Source organism: Rubinisphaera italica (genome assembly GCF_007859715.1).
GTDB classification, from domain to species: Bacteria; Planctomycetota; Planctomycetia; order Planctomycetales; family Planctomycetaceae; genus Rubinisphaera; species Rubinisphaera italica.
Genome location: NZ_SJPG01000001.1, coordinates 706,542 through 729,643, shown reverse-complemented (window position 1 = coordinate 729,643; position 23,102 = coordinate 706,542). Strand labels below are relative to the sequence as shown.

Here is a 23,102-nt window from a genome sequence, read left to right as displayed (position 1 = left end):
ATAGGTGAATAAGTTCCTGGGTAGCATGTCCCAGAACAAAATGATGGGCGTGGATATTGCAAACCACTTTGCCCTTCATCTTGCGAGTTGCCATTTAGCCCATTTTCAAATGGTTTCTGCAGTCGCATGGACATCAAATGGCTCATAACATTGAGTTTGCTCCTGCCTTACACTGCAGTTCATTTTAAAAATGCTCTAGTTAACAAAAGGATTTGACTCTTCGTTCTTCGGGCGGAAATACAATTTGATGGGGACTTCCTGAAAGGGGAGTTCTTCGCGAAGGTACCCCAGGAAATACCGCTTCCAGGCGGGATCGAACAGAATCGGCTGATTGCATTTGACGACAATTGTGGGTGGCAGTGTGCTGACTTGAGTTGCGTAGTAGACCTTCGGTCGCTTGTTGCGGCGCATCGGCGGCGGATTACGTTCAACAGCCTGTTCCACAATTCTATTGAGCAGACCTGTGGAAACCCGCTCCTGTCCCTGCTTATAAATTGACTGCGCCAGATTGATCAACTTGCGGATGTTCTTGTCATCCTTAGCCGTGATGAAGGCAATCGGAACATGACGCATCGATGCAAACGATTTGATTAGATATTCGCCCCACTTCTCGGATGTCATCTTCTGTTCGAGACCCAGATCCCATTTATTGACGACAAAAATACAGGGCTTGTAATTCTTCTCGATTTCTTCGACGAGTTGCTTATCGACTTTAGATATTGTTTTTGTCGCATCGAACAACACCATAACCACGTCTGCTCGACGAATACTTTTCTGAGCCCGGACCAGTCCGTAAAACTCGATATCATTCGCCAGAGATTTCTTTTTGCGTACGCCCGGCGTATCAATTGCGATAAAGGCTTTTTCATCCAATTCGAATCGCACATCGACACTGTCACGCGTTGTGCCTGCGATTTCGCTGACGATCATACGATCCGTCTGAGCCAGCGAGTTGATGAAAGTACTTTTGCCGACATTTCTGCGTCCGACGATTGCCAGCTTCATTACCGGATCGGCTGAGAGGTCAGTCCCTTCTGAGAATTCCGTTTCCGAGGCATCCGGCATCAGTTTGACGATGGCATCGAGCAATTCCATACGATTTCGGTTCGCTTTCACACTCGTCTGCAGCACTTCCGCATCGGCCAGTCCAAAGAATTGCGGCATTTCCATGTCGGTGCGGGTCGATTCACATTTATTGACGACCAGCAGTTTCGGGCGATCAATACGACGCAACTGCTCGGCCACTTCCTGATCGAGCGGGGTGATCCCTTGAATCCCATCGACCACAAAGACAATCGCAACGGCTTCTTCCAGGGCGACTCGAATCTGATATTCGACATCCTCAGACAAGTCATCGCTATCGACGATGCCGATTCCGCCCGTGTCAATCACTTCAAAGTAGCGGTCATTGTGAAACAGCAACTGCATGACGCGATCGCGGGTGACACCGGCGGTCGGATCGACAACGGAAACCATTCTTCCGGAAAGCCAGTTGAAAATCGAACTCTTGCCGACATTCGGACGACCAACAATTGCGATTTTGGGGACGGACATGAATCAAACCTGCATCAATCAAAAAAAGTGTGACAACCTCCCGAGAAATTTGAGATCACGCCATTTAGCATGACCGATTTATGTGTTCCACCGAATGGAAAGTCACGCATCCAGAATGGTCGGGAGACTACTCTGGAAACAAAATTCAGATAGTTAAAATAAGTCCCCTCTCCCTCTGGGAGAGGGTTAGGGTGAGCCAATCGATGTTGATTGCGCCAATAAAGTCGAAGACATCCCCTCATCCGGCCTTCAGCCACCTTCTCCCTGGGGAGAAGGAAAGAAAACTGTTCCCCAATGAGAAGGAATCCGTTTCAATCGCTTAGCTGTTCTTGCTCTCAAAATCTTTCATGAAGCTGACCAGATCGACGACGCCCTGCTTTGGGAAGGCGTTGTAAATGCTGGCACGCATCCCGCCCACGCTGCGGTGACCTTTCAGACCATCGAAACCGGCGGCTTTGGATTCGGAAACGAACTTGGCATCGAGAGTATCATCACCAGTCACAAAACAGACATTCATCAACGAACGACTGTCTTTGTCGGCTGTCGGTTTGAACAACTGACTTTGATCGAGGTAATCGTACAACGGCTTGGCTTTCTCGGCATTATGCCTGGCCATTCCTTCGAGTCCGCCGTTGTCCAGAATCCATTTGAAAACCAATCCCATTGTATACAAGCCAAAGGTTGGCGGAGTGTTATACATGGAATCGTTCTCGGCATGTGTGCGGTACTGCAACATGGCTGGAATGTCGGAAGGTCCTTTGGCGACCAGATCCTTGCGAATAATAACCAACGTCACACCACTGGGACCGAGATTTTTCTGGGCTCCACCGTAGAGAAGGCCATATTTGGAAATATCGAGTGGTCGTGAGAAAATATCGCTACTCGCATCACAGATAAGAGGAGAACCTTCAGGAACTTCCGGCTCGCTGGCAAATTCGGTCCCGAAAATTGTGTTGTTCGATGTGAAGTGCACATACGCGGAGTTGTCGCTGTAGTTGCAGTCTTTAGGGATGTAGCAGAAGTTGCGATCTTCACTGCTGCAGGCGATATTTGTGCTCCCTAACAGCTTGGCTTCCTTGATCGCTTTTTTCGACCAGGATCCAGTGACCAGATAGTCAGCCGTCTTTCCCTGTTCGAGAAAGTTCTGGGGAATCATAAAGAATTGCGAAGATGCGCCTCCCTGCAGGAAGAGGACATCATAATCATCGGGGATACCGGCCAGTTTGCGGCAATTGGCTTCTGCCTCTTCAGCAACGGCCACGAATGGCTTGCCGCGATGGGAGTGTTCCATCACGCCGATGCCGGTCTCTCCGAGAGAAAGCATATTTTCGCGGGCTTCTTCGAGAACTTCCACTGGCATAACCGCTGGTCCTGCAGAAAAGTTATAAACTCGCTGTGTCATTTCTTCAGCCTTATTTTTGGTGGATTCCAAGTTGAATCCAAAAGTGTTATTAAAAAATGGGAGGACAGGCTTCCAGCCTGTCAAATCGAGCTTAAATCCATCACTCGACAATGATTGTGTTATTGCCAGACATGCTGGAAGCCTGCCCTACGAAATTTTGGCGACATTTTCTTGGCAGGATACTCAATTTTGACCCCTTATGCGAGTATCGCTCGTGTTCTGTATGCGGCATCCTGAGAAGTTCTTTGTCATGTGGACTCTGGACAATCACGCCAAGGCTCAATACATTGACAGGAGTCGATTTCTGTCGGCTTAGTTTGAGGCTCAAAGAAACGCTCCTCTGATTGATGCACCCATAAAGAGCATACCAACAAGGAATTGATGCATGTCATCGAAATCCCCCGAAGCAAAAGCTGCAGCCAATGCCGCTATTGTCACCCGTCTCTCGGCCATGATGTTCATCCAGTTCTTTGTCTGGGGAGCGTGGTTCACTTCACTCTCTGCCTGCCTGATAACAAACGGCATCGGCGATGCGCAAGGGGGAGCTTATGGAAGTGCGCCCATCGCCGCAATTTTCGCCCCGTTATTTCTGGGACTGATTGCCGACCGGTTCTTCGCCTCGGAATTCGTGATGGGTGTGTTAATGGTACTGGGAGGCTTCTTCATGTGTGCGGTGCCGCATTACGCGGCACTGGGAGATTCGTCGACCGTCGTCTGGCTGTTCACGGCTCATATGATCTGTTACATGCCGACGTTGGGACTCAGTAACACAATTGCCTTTTCCAACATCCCCAGCCAGAACGATTTCCCAAAGATCCGCGTCTGGGGGACGATTGGTTGGATTGTCGCCGGATTGCTCGTCGGCTTCCTGGGCTGGTCATTGAGTACAAATATGTTCTGGCTAGCCGGGATTGCTTCGCTCATCTTTGGTGTGTACAGCTTCACACTGCCACATACCCCACCACCAGCCAAAGGGCAGAAAGTCGAATTTCGAAACTTGCTGATGCTCGATGCCCTCAAGCTACTCTCCCGACCAAACTTCGCGGTGTTCATTATCTGCTCGACTTTAATCTGTATTCCCCTGGCTTATTATTATGGAATCACATCCAACTATTTGACAACAGTCGGTTTTGAGCAGCCTGCATCTTCCATGACACTCGGCCAGATGTCAGAAATCGTATTTATGCTGCTGATCCCTTACTTTCTCAGACATCTCGGCGTCAAATGGATGATCCTCATCGGCATGCTTGCCTGGGTGACTCGTTACGCTTTGTTCGCAGTTGGCGCTCCTGACCAGGTTGCCTGGATGATTTTCCTGGCCATCATTTTGCATGGGATTTGTTACGACTTCTTCTTTGTGACGGGATTCATTTACACCGATCAAAAAGCTCCCAAAGAAATTCGTGGACAGGCACAGTCCATGCTTGTTTTCTTCACTCAAGGTGTCGGTATGTATTTCGGTTACTGGGTGGCATTTGCAAGGCAAGGCACAACTGTTCCCAGCCAGCAGGCATTGCAGGATGCGATTAAAGAAGCCCGTCCTGAAGAAGTGCTTTCGTTTGGTCAAAAGTTGACGAAAATGTTTTCCGTCGATTTGCCTCCGGTCGATCCTGCACTGGTTTCCGAAACGATGGCTCAATGGCAAGCCTTCTGGTGGGTTCCTGCCGGGATGGCGGCTTTGATTGCTGTTATCTTCTTTGCGTTCTTCTGGGATCGTGAAGTTGAAGAAGCGATTACGGAAGTTTCAGCCGAGGATGAAGCTGGGTTGTCGGATATCGTTCAGTAATATGAAGCCGTGGTTCACGGCTGCGTCTGGCCTTTGGATGATTGTTATCAGTGACGGTTGAAAATCAACCGGTCCGTTTCTGGCGAAATCATTTCCTGCTCGGTATGATGTCCCTTTCAAAAAAACACATGACGCGTGCATCACTCCGACTGTCTTGTTGCATTCTAGCGACGTCGGAACACAAAATTTTCGACGGTAAGTACTAATAAATTCTGAGGCGATTTCCATTGGAGTTCCTATGCCAGTGACTTTCATTGGCGATGACTGTTTTGAATGAATCCCGTTCTCATTTCATAATATCAAGAGCCGCTTCTAACCTGGCGGCTGTATAATTTTCCGAGGGTTGATAATGAAAGTATTGTCTCGAAGCGTGTCTGAGAGTTTCGTTATTGACGACCATATTATGGTCACGGTGAAAGCGATCAAAAAAGAGATGGTCGTTTTATCACTCGAATCTTTACGAAACGAGTTCCCCTATCGTGAAGAAACGATTACGCTTAATCAAATGGAGCAAGTTTTACCGGAGGCTCTCAAGAGATAATTTGTCTGATGGCCAATGCTTCGTGCTTGCCTGATCAATAATTCTGATCAAAAATTCTGACAATGTTCGTGAGATCATCGCGGGCATGACAAGGTCACAACGATAGCAATTGAGCGATGGAAACAGAAATCAAAACATCGTCGGAAGCGATCCAGGAAAAGACTTCAGCTGAAGATTCTCAGGCATTAGATGCTGCCCCCCTTCCCCGTCACGTGGCCATCATCATGGATGGCAACGGTCGCTGGGCTCAGCGAAAAGGGATGCCTCGGATTGAAGGTCATCGCAATGGCGTAAAAACAGTTCGCAAAATTGTACGAACTGCTGCTAAAGCCGGGGTCGAGTATTTGACGCTTTACTGCCTGAGCAGTGAAAACTGGAAACGTCCTCCTGCAGAACTTTCTTTTCTGATGTTCCTGCTCAAGAAATATCTGGTCGATGAGCGAAAAGAAATTCTCAGACAGAAACTTCAGTTTCGCACAATTGGTAGAACAGAGGAATTGTCAGCAGGCATTCTCGACGAGATCAATAAGACAAAAAAACTCTCGGCCGATAATACTGGCATGACACTCTGTCTGGCACTCAATTATGGGGCACGTGGAGAAATTATCGATGCTGTTCGGAAGTTAGCCGAGCAAGTTGAACGAGGAGAACTTCAGCCTGGGCAGATCGATGAGCAGATCCTCTCCAACTCACTCGATACTACCGGCATGCCCGATCCTGACCTGGTCATTCGCACAGCAGGAGAAATGCGGATCAGCAATTTTCTACTCTGGCAAATCAGCTATTCTGAATTGTGGGTGACGGACAAACATTGGCCGGAATTTACTGAAGCCGATTTCCATATGGCGATGCAGGATTATGTCAAACGGGATCGCCGTTTCGGAGGATTGAATAGTTAGCCAGCCAGAGTGAGAGAATATTTCTCTGGAATTGAGTATCATACTTGCTTAATCACGACTCCTTTTCAAAATGATTGAAATTGTTATGTGCCACTGGCTACGCCAGTGCAAGTTGTGTTTAATAAAGAAGTTGAAAGCACTGGCAGAGCCAGTGTCACCCCGCAGCTATTGAACATCGTTCCCCTTGAAAATATTGTCTATGCAATCTTCTCCTGTCGTCCAGCCCGCAAAAAAAAGTCGAAACCTGCGGTGGCGACTGATCATTTCTGCGATCCTCATTTCTTCTCTGGGCATCCTGTTTTACTTTGATCATAAAATCGGACGCAGCGCCCCGGTTCTTTTATTACTTTGCTTGTTCCTGGCCATTCGTGGTTCCTGGGAAATGACGAATCTGCTCAAGACACGATCCTTCCAACCCAAGTTTCTGTTGGTGGCCTTGGGAAGCGTCTCTATCATTCTGGCAACGTGGTTAAAACCTTTGGGAATTGGGGAAACACAGGGAGTCGATCTCTCTTACCTCGGCCCGACGATGCTCACGTTTAGCCTGGTAATGATGGCCTTGTTCATGATGTCTGCTCTGCGCTTTCGAGAGCCCGGCCAAAGTATGGAGACGCTCAGCGCCGAAATTATGAGTGTTGTATATGTTGGCGTATTCCTGAGCATGACCGCTCAACTCCGCTGGGTCGCCGGTCCACAGGCGGGTTATCTGGTATTGGGTTCGCTCATCGTCGCCGCTAAAGGGGGCGATGTGGGTGCATTTACTCTCGGAAAGCTTTTCGGACGCAAGAAGTTGAATCCACTGCTCAGCCCCGGCAAAACGTGGTGGGGCGCTCGGGGTGCACTCGTCGCGTCTGCATTTTTCTCCTGGCTTTGGCTGACCTATATGCCTCCAGTGTTTAATCCCAACTGGGAAGCCTGCCCGTGGCCGCTGTCCATTCTTTACGGCATCGTTGTGGGAGTCGTCGGCATGTTGGGGGATCTTTGCGAATCACTCATCAAACGGGATGTCGGAAAAAAGGACTCCGCTCCTCTCATGCCTGGCTTTGGCGGAATTCTCGATATCCTCGATAGCGTCCTTTATACTGGCCCCGTTGCATATCTCTTCTGGAGTTTATTCCCGATGGCAAGTTGGGTGTAAAGCTGAACTGCGATGGAGCGCCCCCATATCGCAAAGTGCTACTATTACGCCAGTACCGGTTCGCCAATTGACCAGCGATGCCCATCGCGAATAACGCGTCGATAAAGCGTATCGCGTTCCACAGGTTCGCAACCAGCTTCGCGAATCATGCGGTGCAATGCGGGCACTGTCAAAGCTTGCGGCGTTTTGGCCCCCGCATCGTGATAGATCGTTTCGTGCACAACGGTGCCGTCGATATCGTCTGCTCCAAAACCGAGTGCGATTTGAGCGGTCGCTTCTCCAAGCATAATCCAGTACGCCTTAATGTGATCGAAGTTATCAAGCATTAAACGGCTCAGGGCAATCATTCGCAAATCCATTTGACCAGTTGGTTTGGGAAGATAATCCAAGCCAGTATTTTCCGGATGAAATGCCAGTGGAATGAAGGTCTGAAATCCGCCGGTTTCATCCTGCAAAGTTCGCAGTCTATTCAGGTGATCAATTCGATGCTCGGCCTCTTCGACATGACCGTAAAGCATCGTTGCATTTGTGCGTAAACCAAGTTGATGAGCAGTTCGATGGATTTCGAGCCAGCGTTCGGAATCTGATTTATGTTCACAAAGTTGCTTGCGGATCGTTTCATCAAAAATTTCTGCACCACCACCAGGCATACTGCCCAGTCCAACATCGATCAATTCCTGAATGACCCAGTCATAAGGCTTCTTCGTGATGTGGCTGAACCAGTTCATTTCGACACCGGTCCAGGCTTTGATGTGAATATCCGGATCGGTCTCATGGATTACTCGAACCAGATTGAGATACCAGTCGAATTTTTTCTGATGATGCAATCCACCCACCACATGGATTTCCGTAGCCCCTTTTTCCTGAGCCTCCCGGACACGTTCGCGGACCATTTCATCCGTAAACACATAGGCTTTGTCGGCTTTCAGATCGGAACGGAATGCGCAAAATCGACAGCGATATACGCACACATTGGTTGGGTTCAGATGAATGTTGGTGTTGTAATAAGCGTAATGACCATTTCTCTGCACGCGAACGTGATGGGCCAGTCGCCCCAATGTCAGCAGATCGACTGAGCGATCCAGAAACAAACCATCCTCGATAGACAGACGTGTTCCTGAGTAGACCTTCTCTTCGATTTCCGCAACTCGTTTTTGAATATCTGCTTGTGGCATAGTATTTTCACTGTGTGATATTATTTGTCGTGCTGTAATTGACGGCAATCATCAATTGCAGGGTGCCTATCCTATAACTATTTTAGACATTGATCGTCTGAAGTCTGTTGTAATTCGTATCTTATGCGACCAGTTGTCGCGGACAGTCAATTTATCGAGTGAACCACAGGTCTGCAATTCCGAACAGAAACAGGCCAATGCTGATAATCGCATTGATATTAAAGAATGCGACGCCTGCCCGCGAGAGATCCTGAGGAGTGACGAGGGCATGCTCGTAGATCAATAACAGAGCCACAACGATTACACTGGCCAAAAACAGCCAGGAAAGTGGACTTGTCCACGCGAACAGAATCAGGGTGATCGCACAGAGGAAATGGCTCAAAGCAGCCAGTTTCAGCGCTTTAGGTATTCCAATTCGAGCCGGGATGCTGAATAGCCCAGCCTGCCGATCGAACTCGGCATCCTGACAGGCATAAATGATATCAAATCCGCCCACCCAGAAGAAAATCGCAGCTGCCAGCCACCATAAACTGGGATCGACGGTTCCCGTCAAGGCAATCCAAGTCGCGATGGGCGAGAGCATCAATGCTGCAGCCAGCCAGTAGTGAGCCCACATGCTGAAACGTTTCACGTAGGAATAGCCCAGTAAAAACACAAGAACGGGAACGGAGAGAATCAGCGGAGTTCGATTGGGAAAAAACAGCAGTGTGCTGGCGACGAAAGCCAGTCCACTGAAAATCGTCAGCCCCAGGACCTGTCTGGCCGAAAGAATTCCAGCGGGGATGTGACGACTTTTCGTCCGCGGATTCTCCGCATCGATTTTACGATCAGCATATCGATTAAAGGCCATCGCAGATGTGCGGGCAAACACCATGCACAGGAGAATTCCACACAAATCCTGTACCCGAAATTCAACTTGAGTCCTCCAGGCGATTGCGGCACTGAGCAATGCAAACGGCAATGCAAAAATCGTGTGACTGAATCGAATCAGCCCCAGATAATTTTTGAACGTCGATGTAGGAGTGCTCTGAGCAGTAGTCATGTTTTTCGACTCAATTGCGTGGAGGTCCGATTTTACAGAGATGTCATACCATTTCCACTGGAATGAAGAAATGATCAATTTTTGCCAATGCTTTCACTCAACATTCCTGTTGAGTAGGATAGGTTTTGCTTTCTGATAAACAAAACATTTCATGAACAAAAACAATCGAGTGGGAATAGAAATATGAGATGGGCATTAGCAGTCGTGATCGCAACGATCGTGGTTTTCATGTGGGGATTTATTTTCTGGGGAATCAGTGGACTCCCCGAAAAAGGAGTGGTAAAAGTTGAGGACCCCGCATCTGCAGGAATCGCACTGGTCGAGCATTTTCCAGAAAACGGGATTTATTTCGTCCCCGGATACAGCCCGAATAATGAAGTGGCTAATGAGGACGAAATTGAAGAAGACGATCCGGTTGCAGAATTCACAAAACTACATAATGCGGGCCCACTGGCGATTGTCTGCATGGCATCCATCACTGGGGGACCTCTTATGGATCCCGGCGTGATGTATTCGGGTTTCTGTCACATCATGCTAACCTGCATTTTCCTGGCGTTTTTACTGGGATTGAGTGGATCTGCTCTACCAACCCGCTGGCGTCGTGTTCGCTTCTTTATCTTTGTTGGCTTTCTCTGTTCTTTTTATTGCAACATTGGAGATGCCGTCTGGTGGAGATATCCTTGGAATTGGCAATTGCTGACTGCACTTTACGACTGGGTCGCCATTTCCCTGGGCGGAATCGTCATCACCTTGATCGCTCCTGTCTGGGGACGAAAAGAGAATGCTTAAATTGAAGCATCCTATCTGTTCCAGGAAGACGATAGACAAAATGTAATCGCCTCAATCGGCAATCACTTTCGCGATTTCTTCTGTTGTAACCGGTTGAATCACGCCGCGTTCGGTGATCAGCCCGGCAATATACTCCGCGGGAGTCACATCAAAAGCCGGGTTGTAAGTGTCTATTTCCAGTGGAGCGGTCTGCTTACCATAGCCGTGTGTGATTTCGGCTGAATCTCGTTGTTCGATCGGAATCTCTTCGCCAGTGGCTAATGAAAGATCGAACGTGCTTGATGGAGCAGCGATGTAAAATGGAATGTTGTGCGCCTTGGCGAGGACTGCCGCAGAATAGGTTCCAATTTTATTGGCGGAGTCTCCATTGGCAGCGATGCGGTCTGCTCCTGTGACGACTGCTTGAATTTTGCCCTCTTTCATCACCCAGGCTGCCATTGAATCGCAGATGAGTGTGCCGGGAATGCCATGCTGGAGAAGTTCCCAGGCTGTTAAACGAGCCCCTTGTAAGAGGGGACGAGTTTCATCGGCATAAACGTGAATGTTTTTCCCCTGCTTATGAGCTGAGTAAAGTACCGAGAAGGCCGTGCCCATTCCAGCGGTTGCTAATGCTCCGGTGTTGCAATGTGTGAGCACACCGGCTCCCTGCGGAATTAACTCGGCTCCGAAACGTCCGATCGCATCGCACATTTCGCGATCTTCGTCATCAATTGTCCGCGCTTCTTCGAGCAATCGTTTCCGCATAGCTGCTGGATCCAATTGAGATTCCGCCTGTGCCAACTTCTGCATCCGATCAATTGCCCAGAACAAGTTCACAGCTGTCGGACGACTATCCGCCAGATAAGTACAAACTTTATTAAACTGCTGATCGAATGTGGCTCGATCTGTCTGAATCACATCTCGAAGCCCGACAATGATCCCATAAGCGGCAGATACTCCAATCGCAGGAGCACCACGAACACTCAGCCGTTTGATCGCTCCGTAAACATCCTCGGGAGTTTCGCAGTCCAGAAATGTCGTTTCGGTCGGAAGTTTCGTCTGATCCAGCAGGCGTAAATGTCCATCGACATCGCCAATCCATTCAATGGTTTTCATAATAATTCGCTTAAGCTCTATTTGATATGTTCAGTTTTAATAGAATTTTTCTGGGTGGCGGGGGCGCTCCGCTATAACGGAAGCCCCCGGAAGTTCAACGATTCGGGGGCTTCTCTTCGAGAGCGCCCCCGCCACCCGGGTTAAATGTTTTGCATTAATCTTCTGGAGCGAACCTGTGTTCTTAATGTTTGTTGAATTTCTCCAGTTTTCATTTGGAACGCGGAATTGTTCAACTGTAATCAATTTGACCTCCCGTTCCCACCCACAAGAATTTGCACAGGATTGCCAAAACAGCCCTGTTGGCTAAGATCAATTGAGTCAGTTTTGATACAATAATCGCTCGACTCCCTGTCCATTGAAGATGCGACTGGGAGCCCCAAACTTTTATCGCACATTCTCGAAAACTGGTCGAATGTATCGGCCTTGAGAGACTTTTATAGCAAGGACATTGACGCATGTTGGAAATACCTGTCATCCGCTGGGGACAGCCTTACGAGAGTCTGGAAAAAGCAGAAGTCGTTCATTTTGAGACCGGTGAAAAACTGGCCGAAATTCATCAGGCCAACGGTGGCCTCGTGAAAATGGATATGCGAAAAGCTCACAAAGCTCGCGAAGCCTTAAAAAAAATCGACATTTATGAACTGGTCGAAATGTGCGCCAAAGCCGGCGACCTGTACATGAACGCCACCTTGCCGCTGGGAAATAGCACGCAAACTCCCGAAGAGTTCTGCAAAATCCAGTCTGCCAGTACGGGCCTGCCGGAAAACATGTGTGCGGGAAATATGCACAAAATCGCGTTCGTGCTCAAGAATATGAAAGAAATTCTTGATGCACTGACACGTGGGCTGCCTCTGGAAATTCTCCAGAAGGGTTACGGCATGGAAGATCGGGGCGTGATGGTCAGCTATCAGGCAACTTCACCAACACTCGGATTGGTGCTACCATCCAATTCCCCCGGTGTTCACACTTTGTGGTTACCCTGTATTCCGATGCAGATTGGCCTCGTCCTGAAGCCCGGTTCTTCCGAACCCTGGACTCCATATCGCATGGCCTCCGCTTTCATGGAAGCCGGTATTCCCGGAGAAGCGATTTCACTTTATCCAGGTCCGCATGATGTAGGGGGAGCAGTCACTGAAGAATGTGAGCGAGTGATGATCTTCGGCGGACAGGCGACTGTCGACAAATATGCGAGTAATCCGAATGTGCAGGTGCACGGTCCTGGTTTCAGTAAGATTTTGCTGGGCGATGATGTCGTCGATCAATGGGAATCGTATCTCGATTTGATGGTCGATAGCGTGCTGGCCAACGGCGGTCGTAGTTGTATTAATGCCTCTGCGATTTATGCTTCACGACACACCAATGAAATTGCCGATGCCCTGGCTCAACGACTGGCGAAGGTCGAACCGACTTTGATGAGCGATCCTAACGCTCAATTAGCCGCGTTTGCCAATCCCGACGTCGCCCAGGCCATGAACGATCAAATCGAAGAGGGTCTCAAAGAAGGTTCCGTCACCGAAGTGACTGCGAAATATCGTAATGGCGATCGACTGGAGAAACATGAACGTCATGCCTTTCTCAAGCCGACCGTCGTGCTCGCGACTGATCCCTCTGCCACACTCGCGAACACCGAATACATGTTCCCGTTTGTATCAGTTGTCGAATGTCCTCAAGCGAAGATGATCAAAACGATCGGCCAGACGCTCGTCTGCACGGCTCTGACGGACAACGAAGCGTGGTCAGCAGAACTTGTCAATGCGATGAATATCGATCGATTGAATATCGGTGAAGTGAAGACGGTTCAACTCAACTGGCTGCAACCGCATGAAGGAAACATTGTTGACTTCCTGTTCCGCAGCCGGGCGTTCCAGAATCAACCACCACAGGCAGTTCATTAAGAGATCCGAATATTACTTAATCCTGTCAATTTCAATTTAGGGTGGCGGGGGCGCTCCGCGACAGCGGAAGCCCCCGATACTTCAACGATTCGGGGGCTTCTCTTCGAGAGCGCCCCCGCCACCCGTATTTTTTGATGTCGTTGAGGAAATAAAATATCGATGCTCGACTGGCCAGCCTTTCTTGATCCGACTTTGAGACTGGCGTTCTGGACCATTCTGGTTGGTTCAATCGCAAATGTAACATGTGCCATTTTGGGATGCTTCCTCGTCCTGCGTCGCATGAGTATGTTGGGAGATGCACTCTCGCATGCTGTATTGCCGGGGTTGGTCATCGCATTTATTGTCACGGGCTCGACATCATCGTTGCCGATGTTTCTCGGGGCGACATTATTCGCCATGTTGACTGCTGGTTTAACGAGACTGCTCACGACGCACGGACAAGCATCCGAAGAATCGTCTCTCGGAATTGTCTTCACCTCATTTTTTGCTCTGGGCATTCTGCTGGTGCAGATTTTTGCTGAGAAAGTGCATATCGATCGCGATGCGGTTCTCGAAGGCGCGATTGAATATGTCGCTTTAGATACCGTTCAGTTTCTGGGATTGAACTGGCCAGCGGCTTTATGGACAACCCTGTTTGTACTACTTGCAGTCATTGGCTGGCTGTCTCTATTCTGGAAAGAAATCAAAACCGCTGTCTTTGATACCGACTACGCAGCAGCCATCGGATTATACGGCTACACAATGCTCGCTACCTTAATCGTGCTTGTTGCGGTTTGCGTGGTGGCATCATTCAAGATTGTCGGCAGCATTCTCGTAGTCGCCATGCTGATTGTTCCCGGGGCATCCGCCCAACTACTTACTCAGCGGCTGCGAAATATGATCCTCATTTCTTGCGCGTTTGCAGCGGTGTCCACTGCAGTTGGTTATGCAATCGCCTGGCAATTGAACACAAGTGCTGCGGGAATGATGGCAGTCGTTTCCGGACTTGGATATGTACTGGCACTTACATTTTCTCCGTCGCAGGGATTGATTGCTCTGAAATTGAGGCGTCGACGTTTACAACAGAGAATTCATGCAGAGGATGTCCTGGGAATCTTGTATCGCTGGGAAGAAAGCCATAAAGGACACGGACTGCAGCGGTATCCGAAACTGCAGGAAATTCAAGAAATCGCAGGTGAAGATTTTCGTCATGCCTCTCTCGAGCAATTATCAAAAGTTGGATTGATCGACCTTGATCGCGAAGCGAGATATTCACTGACAGATCAAGGTCGACTTGTTGCCGAACGAATTGTCCGGGGGCATCGTTTGTGGGAATCATTTCTGGATACCGAATTCCAACTCCCTGGAGATCACCTGCACGATGCGGCTCATCTGATGGAACACTATCTCGATCAGGAATCCCGCGAACAAATCGAACGTGATCTCGGCTCCCCGGCAGCCGATCCTCATGGCCGGTCGATTCCACCGAAAGTTTCCGATTAGGTTCCAATCTTGAAAAAAATTCCAGAAACCAATTGAACCCGATGAACCTTCCCTTCACGAATGGAATCTGTCTGTCATAATCGCAGGACAAATCTGAATATCGCACATTAATTATTCGAGGAAATCTTCAATGCCCAAACTGGGAGTGAATATCGATCATGTCGCCACAGTGCGGCAGGCCCGAAAAACCGTAGAGCCCGATCCTGTCTGGGCAGCGACGCTGGCGGAGTTAGGCGGGGCAGACGGAATCACCGTCCATCTGCGTGAAGATCGTCGTCATATTCAGGATCGCGATGTTCGTGTATTGCGAGAAACGGTACGGGTAAAGCTGAATCTGGAAATGTCGGTTTCGGAGGAAATCACGGATTTCGCTCTCGATGTCATGCCCGATCAATGCACGCTCGTCCCGGAAAAGCGGGAAGAAGTGACGACCGAAGGAGGACTCGATTTAATCGCACATCGGGATCGGGTTTTACGCTGTGTCGACCGTTTACTGGAGGCGGGAATTGAGGTCAGCCTGTTTATTGATCCGAATGCCAAGCAGATTGAAGTTGCCGATTCGATGAATGTGCATGCTGTTGAACTCCATACAGGACAATATGCTGAAGCGGTCGATGTGGAAACGCAAACTCGAGAACTCGATCTGTTGTTTGAAGCAGGGGAAGAAGCCCGTACTCGTGGTATGTTGCTTCATATGGGACATGGCTTGACCTATTTGAATGTTGAGCCAATCGTTGAAATTCCTGGGGTTTCCGAGTTGAATATCGGTCACAGTATTATTTCTCGTGCGGTTTTCGTGGGGATGGAACGAGCCGTTCGGGAAATGAAGGCACTTTTGAATCCTCCTCTGATTATGGCCAATGATGTATGATTTCTCGTAATGACATTTCTGGTCAACTCCAGTGGGTATTCTTTATTGCATCTCTATTACTGGTGATTTCGCTGGTCGGATTGAACGGAAGATGTTCTGCGCAGTCTCCAGAGTTGACAAGTCAATCCATTCCTGAAGTCGCAACATCCGAGGCTACACCAGCAGGAACATCTGCGGCCATCGCGTTGAGTCCTGAAGAGCGCGAAAAGCGGGATAAAGGCAAACAGATGCTACCCGTTTTCTGGATTCTGTTAATCGGGATTGCCATCCTTGGGGGATTGCTGGTCTTGATGGCCATCTATCTCGGTTCCCATGCCAGACGAATTGCTCGCAAGCCTTCACCGTCGGCTAAGTTGAAGAATGAATATTGGTATCTTCAGAAAAGGGAGACCCCGGAACAAGAACTCGGTATTCCACCTCAGAAAGATGAGACAGAGTAATGCCAGGATCTCGTTCTGAGTTGGAATTCTCATTCCCTGCTGAGTGTCGCATTCGTAGTGGTAGCGATTTTGATCGTGTGTATGCTGAAAAACAGCGGGCTGGCGATGACATGCTATTGATATTCGGCATGGCAAATCAACTTGGCATTTCACGGATTGGGTTGAGTGTCTCCAAAAAGCATGGCAATGCCGTACAACGAAATCGTAGGAAACGACTTTTGCGGGAAGCTTTTCGGCTCTCTAGAAAACAGATCCCCATCGGGTTTGATTTCGTTCTCATTCCCCGGGTGATTGATACGCCGACGCTAAAAGGTTACCGCAGTTCATTGATCAGACTCACAAAAAAAATTGCACGACGGCAGTCTGCTCAAATGAAGAAGGCAGACTGATGCTGAGTATTTCCGTTGCAATCTCGTGGCTACTCTCACGAATTTTGATTTTTTTGGTTCGCTGTTATCAATGGACACTCAGCCCCTTAATCGGACGCCAGTGTCGATTTCAGCCAACCTGCAGTAATTATTTTATTCAGGCCGTGGAAAAGTATGGCGCTTTTCAGGGGGCCTATAAAGGTCTTGTACGTATAGCCCGCTGTCATCCCTGGGGGGGCAGTGGTCATGATCCCCCGTAGTTCAGGCTGTGATTTACTCGGTCGCATTTGAGGCTTCATCTGGGCTCAACTGCCGATTTCGAAATGGCGTACTTAAAACGACAGATTTGATTAAATTCCGCAGAGAGTCATCGTTGTTGAGTATGTCCTCTGTGATTTGATTGATGACGCAGTCGTCCCGATCGTCCAGGCTTCTGCCGAGTGCGAAGCCCAGCATTTTGCGGGTCAGTTGACGATAGAATTCTGGTTTACGTTGAACCATGATTGTTTTGAGGCCTTCCAAGCCATCGACGGTTTCTCCGGATGGAAAAGTTGCAGTGGCATCGATCGGTTTACCTTCCTGTTCTTCCTGCCAGCGGCCGAGAACGTCGAAATGATCGAGTGCGAAGCCGGGAGGATCAATCAGATTGTGGCAAGCTGAGCAGGAAGGATGATCGCGATGCATTGCCAACTGTTCGCGAATGGTCATCTTTCCTTTTTTGCTTTTGGAGAGTTCGGGGATGTCGGGCGGAGGATTCGGGACTCGAATTCCTAACAACGTTTCCAGGATCCAGCCACCACGGAGTACGGGGCTGGTACGGTTGGGATAAGAAGTCAGCAGATGCACGCCTCCCATGCCGAGGACACCTCCACGTTGCCCATTCGTAACAGCGACTTTTTCGAAGGGGCCATCTTTACTCAACTGGGGATTGGGCGACCAGGGCCAGTCCTGCTTGTCTGATTTTTCTTCCTCATCAAAGCCATAATGCTTTCGCAGTCGTTTATTGACGATCACATAATCGGCGGTGATCAGTTCCATCAGACTGTGGTTATTCTGCAGCAGGTAAGCGAACAGCTGATTGGGTTCTTCGCGAAAACCAAGTAATAATTCCGTTGTAAACTCTCCTTTGAACTTGCTGGTGTCTGGAGCAACACGTCCTCCAATATCTCGAGTTCCTAGCCACTGCCCAACAAATTCATCAATGAAATAGTCCGCTCGCGAATCGTTGAGCATACGGTCGACTTGCTCTTTGAGAATCGTATCTTCATTCAGGTGCCTCTCGGCTGACAATTCAAATAGTTCGTCATCCGGCAGCGATCCCCACAAAAAATAGGAGAGACGCGAAGCGAGTTCAAAATCGGAAATCGGTTCCAGTGACTGAGATTCTGGCAGCGATTCCACCCGAAACAAAAACGGTGAAGAAACCAGTACACCTTTGAATGCCAGTTTCAAGGCTTCAACATGCGGATCATCTCGCTTAGCTGCGCGATCATAGAGGGACATGAATTTGTCCACTTCAGTCGAGACAGCTGGTCGTCGAAACGCTTGAGAAATGAAAGCCTTCAATTTCTGAATTGCAACAGATCGCGGATTCTCGGGTATCTTTCCGGGAGATGTGCCGGTTAGTTTTTCATAGACTCGCAACTGATCCTGATTCAGCTCCTTATCATTCTGCTTGAAATGCAGGAATGTAACGGACGCGTTTTCTTCGCCCGTGCAGCGAATTTCCAGGGTATGAAACCCCCGAGAAAGTTGTATGCTGGTGTCGTAATTGACAGGAAAATCCCCTTCGAACTTTGGTTTGCCGTCAATCGCAAATCGTTCAACAACAATCCCATCGACTTTAAAGGTGAGAGTCGTGGATTTCTCGACAGGTTGAGCACGAACACGAACAAAATGCTGTCCGGCAGAATAGATTCGCGGAACCAATCGTAAGGATTTCTTCGGTTCGAGTATTCTGGTCGCAGAGTCTGAATTTTTATCAGGCGGCAAGAGTTGATTGGCTGGAATCGTGATTTTGATCGACGGTGAAGGAAGAGCAACGTCAAGAATTTCTTCAGCGGCTTCAAGATATCGTTCCATTAGGATTGGTGGCAAAAACAGAGTTTCCCCATTGTTATCAAACCCTTCACCACCGGAACCATCGACTGGAAATCGAACAGCAGCTTCGGTTCTAACACCAAGTAAATCTCGAATGGTATTCGTGTATTCGGTTCGATTCAGACGTCTGCTCGTAATCGAACCCGCAAACGGCCCCTGTTCACAAGCCGTCTGTTGCAAAGTCTGATCAATCCATTCGGCAACTCCAAGACGCTCCGCCTCGCTCGGTTGTGTTTCATCCGGAGGCGGCATTGTGCGATTGCGAAGTTGCTCGGCTACACTATTCCAGATCGAACGCATCTGCGACATCTCTGCTACGTTCTTTGCCTGCAGGAACTTGACATCATGTTCGGAGTCTTCTGGAGAATGACAATCACCACAAAATGTCACCAGCTTCGGGCGAATATCTTCTTGATACTGCAGAGGTTCCTTAGCATAGAGATGAATTTCCGGGGGTGAAAAGGTAAATGCGATCAGAGCCAAAAAATACTTCGCTTGAGAATACTTCATTCTGTTCTCTCAACTTCAAATGAGGTTAGAGGATTCTCAGTGGAAAACGATCTGAAGACATGCAGGAGACTGCAGATGCCATCAAATTGGCTAAGCAGCCAGATTCAGAAAGTTTTTCAACAAGACAGTGCCGGCTTCCGTTAGAAAACTTTCCGGATGGAACTGCACGCCGTGAATCGGAAAGTCGCGATGACGCAGGCCCATCAGTTCAGCCGGGTAATCTTCGTCAGCGGACCAGGCGGTGGGGATTAAACAGTCGGGGAGAGATTCCTGAGGGACAATCAAACTGTGATAGCGGGTAGCGATACTCGGGTTTTCGATGCCGGCAAAAACACCTTGTTCATCGTGACGGATGCGAGAGACTTTGCCGTGCATGAGTCGATCTGCTCGCACGACTTTGGCTCCGTAGACATCGGCAATGGATTGATGCCCCAGGCAAACACCTAATAACGGTAATTTCGGTCCGAATTCATGGATGATCTCACAGGAAAGTCCCGCTTCTTTAGGAGTGCAGGGACCGGGAGAAATGATAATCCGCTCGGGATTCAGCTCCGCAATTTCTTCGAGGCTCGTCTGATCGTTTCTCTTCACAACGATTTCTAGTGATGGATCGATTTCCCCCAACCGCTGGACGAGGTTGTAGGTGAAAGAATCGTAATTATCGAGAACAAAGATCATGTAGACCACAATCATAAACAGGACGATAGTAGCAATTGGTAATTAGTAACCCGTGAGGGAATTGTAACACCAATGGTCTGAAAAGCGACCTGCCAAGATGTCCAATCTCACGTGCCGGGGCGGCGTGGGGGAGCAAATTTCACTTTTTCGACATACCGAATAACTTGCCCGTTTTGCGGATTGACATAACCAGTACAGGCAGAAACTGCGGAAATGACATGTCGATAGTGCAGGTTATAATCGGCATCGATTTCGACTTCGAGATCGTCCATAAAAGGATTGTCCCGACGTCCAACCAAATTACCAACTTCTGCATTTAAGCGGTCGAAGGCCAGATTGTCGTTACCAAGGGAAACCTGTCGCATGGAAACGCCCGCTAAAGTTCCATCCTCATTCGCAGTCAGGCGAACCTTAATCGGTGGAATAGGAACGTCCGGTGATTCGGTTGCCTGTTGCCCGAGCGGCATATTGATATTGAAGTCACCTTCCAGTGGGATGATTTTCAATGTCAACATGAAGAAAATCAGCAACTGAAAGACGACGTCGATCATCGGCGCCATCTGAGCTTCAATTTTCGTTGCCGAGACTCTCGAATTTCGCAGCTTCATGGTTCAAACCTGACACTCAGTTGAGTGAGATGAATAATCGCAATAATTAGCAAAGTGTTATTTCACGAGTTGTTTGGCACGGAGTGAGAATTTTTCAAATCCGTTCTCCTGAGACAGTTTGATCAATTCCTGAATGAGACCTGTGGGAGTTTCCGAATCCGCTCGAATTTCGATCGTCATTTCCTGATTCCCCTCCGGTCCGTATAAGGCTTGGGCAACCCGTTTTTCTTCCAGGAGACGACGACCATAATCGAGAACGGGAATCAGTTCATCCCCTTCAAAAATATAAGCCTCAGGATCAGTCTTTTCGCCCAGCTTGTTTCGATTGAAACCAATATTAACGACCAGAACTTTGTCTCGGGCAGCTTCTGGAGGTCGGGCCAACTGATCACTCGGGAGTTTCACACGTTCGTCGGCCTGAGTCTGCTCGAAATTTGTCACCAGCATGAAAAAGGCGATCAACTGGAACACGACATCGATCATCGGAGTCATGTCCGGTTCAAGGACCGTTGAAGCTGTTTGTTTATATCTCATGACATTTCTCAGAAAGTCAAATTTTGAAGGAGAATTGTTCCGATTTTGATTAAGCAGCAGGAGGTGTAGGCTGTTTGCTGATTGGCAGACGGCTCATCAGACCTTCGCTGATCATCCCGACTTCAAGCATGTAACGGGCGACACGGTTTCGCAAAATGCTGTAGGCAACCATAGCAGGAATCGCGACGGCCAGTCCTTCGAGTGTTGTAAACAGAGCAGTTGAAATACCATCGGCCAGTTCGCTTGGCTTGGGAGCGACAGTCGCGGTGGCGATTTTCTGGAAGGAGAGAATCATACCGTAAACCGTACCCATCAGCCCAATCATCGGAGCGACGGAAGAGATCAATGCCAGATAGCTGAGCTTGTGCTCGTAAGTCATATTTTCTTCTTCGCCGAGTTCCTGCATCCCTTCGATGGCGGCTTCGTAACCACGATCCAGACGGCTCATGCCGACGGCCAGAATACGGGCAATCAGTGAATCATCCGCTTTGGAAAGATCGTAAGCCCCTTTGTAATCTTTGGCATCCAGTTTTCCCTGAAATTCATCGACGAAATCCTGAGGCACGAAGACATCCCGTTTAACCTGCATCACATTGGTCATGACCAATGCCATCATGACGATGGAGAGGATCAACAGAATTCCCCCGAAAATACCAGACGCTTCAATCATCCAGATGAGGAAGCTTTTTTCTTCGGGAGCATCACTGGAACCGGAATCGGCCGCAGGTGCAGGCTCTGCAGCTGGCTCAGCCGCTGGTTCCTCTTCACCCTGAGCATAGGCAGTCGAAGTGAGACTGGCTGGTCCCATCACCTGCAGTCCAAAACAAAATACAAGGCTCAAGACACATAACAAGGCAATGTGCGGGCGTGATGCAGAATCTGAATGCGACAACTTCACGAGGGTGTTCTCCAAACCAATAGCTTTTTTTAGCGATTTTCAATCGACAGAGATCGAAAAGAGACTCTGTTCACATGAAAAATGTTAAGTTCCAATAATGACGAACCGGGTATCCAGAAGCAACTGGCCAAGCTGATAAACTTATCTGTTTGAGCCAAATTGCTGACTTTAAACCCCGGAGAGTTTCTTAGTCCAGGGACTGTTAGGGTAATTTGTTTCTAAACTTGCTCTGGCTTCTTCGGCACGGCCGGGTTGTCCAACGGCTGGCCAGAGTTTCGCCAGATTGTACAATGCTTCCGCGTGATAGTCCTGCTGACCAGAAAAAAGAATATCAACCAGCAGGTAAGCTAGAATGGCTTCCTGAGTTTTGCCTTGTCCTAACAGAGCCGTTCCTCTCAGGACTTGTGCTTCTCCCTGCAGACGAGAATCGGATTCCTGAGCATTGGAAATAACATCTGCTAGTAATTTGAGTGCCTGATCATATTGATTTTTGATATTCAGGCATTTGGCCTTACCAAGTTTCGCTTCGAGCTGACGCTGTTTGGAGGATTCGTCTTTGGCAGGAGCTTTCAAAACGGCATCGAAAGCCGATAACGCCTGGTCGACCTGATTTTGAGCCAGCATGACTCGGGCTTTTGAGGATTGTGCAGAAAGTTTCCAGTCATCAAAAGGTGAATTCTCTAATGAAGTGAACGCAGCTTCGGCCTGTGTATAATCGTTGGTAGCCAGATAAAGTCGTCCCAGATAATCCATCGCTTCGTAATAGCGAAAACTGGTGATATTTCCGTCGGTAAATGCTTTCATTCGGGCGACCGCTTCAGGCATCCGGGCAGAATCGGCCAAGGCCGCTTTAGCAAGTGCACGAGCAATGAAGAATTGCGTATCGGTACGAACATTTGTCGCTGTTACTGGCAAACCATCCAGAACAGTTTGAAGGCTGGAAATCGCAGCATCGTAATTGCCGTTGGCTTCCTGACCGAGTGCCGCCTTTAACGTTGCAGGAGCGGCATCCCATTCGATCAATTCGATATCGTTAGCCGGAATTTCAACTTCCGCCCCGGTTTGCTGCTTCACTTTGATTGCTGTTTTGGAGATCGATGTGACTTCTCCGGAAATTCGGTTCTCCTGACTTTTGCGGGTGATAATGTCTATCGCCATTGCATTTGTTGTCAGACAGATGCCAGCCAGTGAAGCCATCAATAACATTAAAATTGAACGATCAACTCTCACGAGATTCTCCGTCATATATTGGGGTGCAGTCAAAGGCACCAGTCAGTGTTCACAATGAATGATGATG

The 23,102-nt window shown here is 48.7% G+C and carries 22 protein-coding genes; 11 read left to right on the top strand and 11 right to left on the bottom strand.

Translation table 11 applies throughout. The features are described from left to right. Positions 1-195: 195 nt before the first annotated feature. A complete protein-coding gene (gene der / locus Pan54_RS02840) occupies positions 196-1,554 on the bottom strand; it encodes a ribosome biogenesis GTPase Der (protein WP_146502060.1) in 1,359 nt (452 codons plus the stop codon). Between the two features lie 319 nt (positions 1,555-1,873). After that, on the bottom strand, positions 1,874-2,956 hold the full coding sequence (gene serC, locus Pan54_RS02835) for a 3-phosphoserine/phosphohydroxythreonine transaminase (protein WP_146506286.1): 1,083 nt from the start codon (positions 2,954-2,956) through the stop codon (positions 1,874-1,876). Positions 2,957-3,341: 385 nt separating this feature from the next. Between serC and Pan54_RS02830 the strand changes: the two genes are divergently transcribed. The 4 genes from Pan54_RS02830 to Pan54_RS02815 all read left to right on the top strand — a co-directional run bounded on the left by Pan54_RS02830 (position 3,342) and on the right by Pan54_RS02815 (position 7,320). Beyond that, a complete protein-coding gene (locus Pan54_RS02830) occupies positions 3,342-4,742 on the top strand; it encodes a nucleoside permease (protein ID WP_146502059.1) in 1,401 nt (466 codons plus the stop codon). Positions 4,743-5,091: 349 nt separating this feature from the next. Further along, entirely contained in the window at positions 5,092-5,283 is a 192-nt protein-coding gene (locus Pan54_RS02825; protein WP_146502058.1) for a carbon storage regulator, read from the top strand. Between the two features lie 116 nt (positions 5,284-5,399). Then, positions 5,400-6,182 (top strand): isoprenyl transferase, encoded by a 783-nt coding sequence (locus Pan54_RS02820; RefSeq protein WP_146502057.1) that lies wholly within the window; start codon positions 5,400-5,402, stop codon positions 6,180-6,182. A 199-nt stretch (positions 6,183-6,381) separates the two neighbouring features. Further along, a complete protein-coding gene (locus Pan54_RS02815; protein WP_146502056.1) occupies positions 6,382-7,320 on the top strand; it encodes a phosphatidate cytidylyltransferase in 939 nt (312 codons plus the stop codon). Positions 7,321-7,364: 44 nt separating this feature from the next. On the opposite strand, the gene mqnE is transcribed toward Pan54_RS02815, so the two are convergent. Beyond that, entirely contained in the window at positions 7,365-8,495 is a 1,131-nt protein-coding gene (mqnE, locus tag Pan54_RS02810) for an aminofutalosine synthase MqnE (RefSeq protein WP_146502055.1), read from the bottom strand. Between the two features lie 151 nt (positions 8,496-8,646). Further along, a complete protein-coding gene (locus Pan54_RS02805; protein ID WP_146502054.1) occupies positions 8,647-9,537 on the bottom strand; it encodes a 4-hydroxybenzoate octaprenyltransferase in 891 nt (296 codons plus the stop codon). Between the two features lie 183 nt (positions 9,538-9,720). Here Pan54_RS02805 and Pan54_RS02800 point away from each other — a divergent pair, with 183 nt between their 5' ends. Continuing rightward, the gene (locus tag Pan54_RS02800) at positions 9,721-10,326 is read left to right on the top strand and encodes a hypothetical protein (protein ID WP_146502053.1); all 606 of its coding nucleotides are present in this window, start codon (positions 9,721-9,723) and stop codon (positions 10,324-10,326) included. A 51-nt stretch (positions 10,327-10,377) separates the two neighbouring features. On the opposite strand, the gene mtnA is transcribed toward Pan54_RS02800, so the two are convergent. Next, a complete protein-coding gene (mtnA, locus tag Pan54_RS02795; RefSeq protein ID WP_146502052.1) occupies positions 10,378-11,421 on the bottom strand; it encodes an S-methyl-5-thioribose-1-phosphate isomerase in 1,044 nt (347 codons plus the stop codon). Between the two features lie 455 nt (positions 11,422-11,876). Between mtnA and Pan54_RS02790 the strand changes: the two genes are divergently transcribed. The 6 genes from Pan54_RS02790 (at position 11,877) to yidD (ending at position 16,737) form a co-directional block, all read left to right on the top strand. Beyond that, complete coding sequence (locus tag Pan54_RS02790; protein ID WP_146502051.1) at positions 11,877-13,316, top strand: aldehyde dehydrogenase family protein; 1,440 nt, start codon at positions 11,877-11,879, stop codon at positions 13,314-13,316. A 159-nt stretch (positions 13,317-13,475) separates the two neighbouring features. Then, on the top strand, positions 13,476-14,798 hold the full coding sequence (locus tag Pan54_RS02785; protein WP_146502050.1) for a metal ABC transporter permease: 1,323 nt from the start codon (positions 13,476-13,478) through the stop codon (positions 14,796-14,798). A 130-nt stretch (positions 14,799-14,928) separates the two neighbouring features. Continuing rightward, the gene (locus Pan54_RS02780) at positions 14,929-15,669 is read left to right on the top strand and encodes a pyridoxine 5'-phosphate synthase (RefSeq protein ID WP_146502049.1); all 741 of its coding nucleotides are present in this window, start codon (positions 14,929-14,931) and stop codon (positions 15,667-15,669) included. Beyond that, positions 15,666-16,109: a hypothetical protein gene (locus Pan54_RS02775; RefSeq protein WP_146502048.1), complete on the top strand. Its 444-nt coding sequence runs from the start codon at positions 15,666-15,668 to the stop codon at positions 16,107-16,109. The genes Pan54_RS02780 and Pan54_RS02775 overlap by 4 nt, the downstream gene beginning before the upstream one ends. Continuing rightward, complete coding sequence (gene rnpA / locus Pan54_RS02770; RefSeq protein WP_146502047.1) at positions 16,109-16,498, top strand: ribonuclease P protein component; 390 nt, start codon at positions 16,109-16,111, stop codon at positions 16,496-16,498. Before Pan54_RS02775 ends, rnpA begins: the two co-directional genes overlap by 1 nt. Then, complete coding sequence (gene yidD / locus Pan54_RS02765; protein WP_207310025.1) at positions 16,498-16,737, top strand: membrane protein insertion efficiency factor YidD; 240 nt, start codon at positions 16,498-16,500, stop codon at positions 16,735-16,737. Before rnpA ends, yidD begins: the two co-directional genes overlap by 1 nt. Positions 16,738-16,750: 13 nt before the next feature. On the opposite strand, the gene Pan54_RS02760 is transcribed toward yidD, so the two are convergent. The 6 genes from Pan54_RS02760 to Pan54_RS02735 form a co-directional block, all read right to left on the bottom strand. After that, positions 16,751-19,087 (bottom strand): DUF1592 domain-containing protein, encoded by a 2,337-nt coding sequence (locus Pan54_RS02760; RefSeq protein ID WP_146502046.1) that lies wholly within the window; start codon positions 19,085-19,087, stop codon positions 16,751-16,753. Between the two features lie 90 nt (positions 19,088-19,177). Further along, positions 19,178-19,765: an anthranilate synthase component II gene (locus Pan54_RS02755; protein ID WP_146502045.1), complete on the bottom strand. Its 588-nt coding sequence runs from the start codon at positions 19,763-19,765 to the stop codon at positions 19,178-19,180. Positions 19,766-19,872: 107 nt separating this feature from the next. Next, positions 19,873-20,373, bottom strand: a complete 501-nt coding sequence (locus Pan54_RS02750; protein ID WP_146502044.1) for an ExbD/TolR family protein — start codon at positions 20,371-20,373, stop codon at positions 19,873-19,875. A gap of 57 nt (positions 20,374-20,430) precedes the next feature. Continuing rightward, entirely contained in the window at positions 20,431-20,907 is a 477-nt protein-coding gene (locus Pan54_RS02745; RefSeq protein ID WP_146502043.1) for an ExbD/TolR family protein, read from the bottom strand. A gap of 49 nt (positions 20,908-20,956) precedes the next feature. Next, positions 20,957-21,748: a MotA/TolQ/ExbB proton channel family protein gene (locus tag Pan54_RS02740; protein ID WP_242631202.1), complete on the bottom strand. Its 792-nt coding sequence runs from the start codon at positions 21,746-21,748 to the stop codon at positions 20,957-20,959. A gap of 225 nt (positions 21,749-21,973) precedes the next feature. After that, the gene (locus tag Pan54_RS02735) at positions 21,974-23,035 is read right to left on the bottom strand and encodes a tetratricopeptide repeat protein (RefSeq protein WP_165441551.1); all 1,062 of its coding nucleotides are present in this window, start codon (positions 23,033-23,035) and stop codon (positions 21,974-21,976) included. Positions 23,036-23,102 lie beyond the last annotated feature (67 nt).

Excerpts from the sequence above, each read along its gene's own strand:
- der (WP_146502060.1), bottom strand. The coding sequence starts at position 1,554 with ATGTCCGTCCCCAAAATCGCAATTGTTGGTCGTCCGAATGTCGGCAAG.
- serC (WP_146506286.1), bottom strand. The coding sequence starts at position 2,956 with ATGACACAGCGAGTTTATAACTTTTCTGCAGGACCAGCGGTTATGCCA.
- Pan54_RS02830 (WP_146502059.1), top strand. The coding sequence starts at position 3,342 with ATGTCATCGAAATCCCCCGAAGCAAAAGCTGCAGCCAATGCCGCTATT.
- Pan54_RS02825 (WP_146502058.1), top strand. The coding sequence starts at position 5,092 with ATGAAAGTATTGTCTCGAAGCGTGTCTGAGAGTTTCGTTATTGACGAC.
- Pan54_RS02820 (WP_146502057.1), top strand. The coding sequence starts at position 5,400 with ATGGAAACAGAAATCAAAACATCGTCGGAAGCGATCCAGGAAAAGACT.
- Pan54_RS02815 (WP_146502056.1), top strand. The coding sequence starts at position 6,382 with ATGCAATCTTCTCCTGTCGTCCAGCCCGCAAAAAAAAGTCGAAACCTG.
- mqnE (WP_146502055.1), bottom strand. The coding sequence starts at position 8,495 with ATGCCACAAGCAGATATTCAAAAACGAGTTGCGGAAATCGAAGAGAAG.
- Pan54_RS02805 (WP_146502054.1), bottom strand. The coding sequence starts at position 9,537 with ATGACTACTGCTCAGAGCACTCCTACATCGACGTTCAAAAATTATCTG.
- Pan54_RS02800 (WP_146502053.1), top strand. The coding sequence starts at position 9,721 with ATGAGATGGGCATTAGCAGTCGTGATCGCAACGATCGTGGTTTTCATG.
- mtnA (WP_146502052.1), bottom strand. The coding sequence starts at position 11,421 with ATGAAAACCATTGAATGGATTGGCGATGTCGATGGACATTTACGCCTG.
- Pan54_RS02790 (WP_146502051.1), top strand. The coding sequence starts at position 11,877 with ATGTTGGAAATACCTGTCATCCGCTGGGGACAGCCTTACGAGAGTCTG.
- Pan54_RS02785 (WP_146502050.1), top strand. The coding sequence starts at position 13,476 with ATGCTCGACTGGCCAGCCTTTCTTGATCCGACTTTGAGACTGGCGTTC.
- Pan54_RS02780 (WP_146502049.1), top strand. The coding sequence starts at position 14,929 with ATGCCCAAACTGGGAGTGAATATCGATCATGTCGCCACAGTGCGGCAG.
- Pan54_RS02775 (WP_146502048.1), top strand. The coding sequence starts at position 15,666 with ATGATTTCTCGTAATGACATTTCTGGTCAACTCCAGTGGGTATTCTTT.
- rnpA (WP_146502047.1), top strand. The coding sequence starts at position 16,109 with ATGCCAGGATCTCGTTCTGAGTTGGAATTCTCATTCCCTGCTGAGTGT.
- yidD (WP_207310025.1), top strand. The coding sequence starts at position 16,498 with ATGCTGAGTATTTCCGTTGCAATCTCGTGGCTACTCTCACGAATTTTG.
- Pan54_RS02760 (WP_146502046.1), bottom strand. The coding sequence starts at position 19,087 with ATGAAGTATTCTCAAGCGAAGTATTTTTTGGCTCTGATCGCATTTACC.
- Pan54_RS02755 (WP_146502045.1), bottom strand. The coding sequence starts at position 19,765 with ATGATCTTTGTTCTCGATAATTACGATTCTTTCACCTACAACCTCGTC.
- Pan54_RS02750 (WP_146502044.1), bottom strand. The coding sequence starts at position 20,373 with ATGAAGCTGCGAAATTCGAGAGTCTCGGCAACGAAAATTGAAGCTCAG.
- Pan54_RS02745 (WP_146502043.1), bottom strand. The coding sequence starts at position 20,907 with ATGAGATATAAACAAACAGCTTCAACGGTCCTTGAACCGGACATGACT.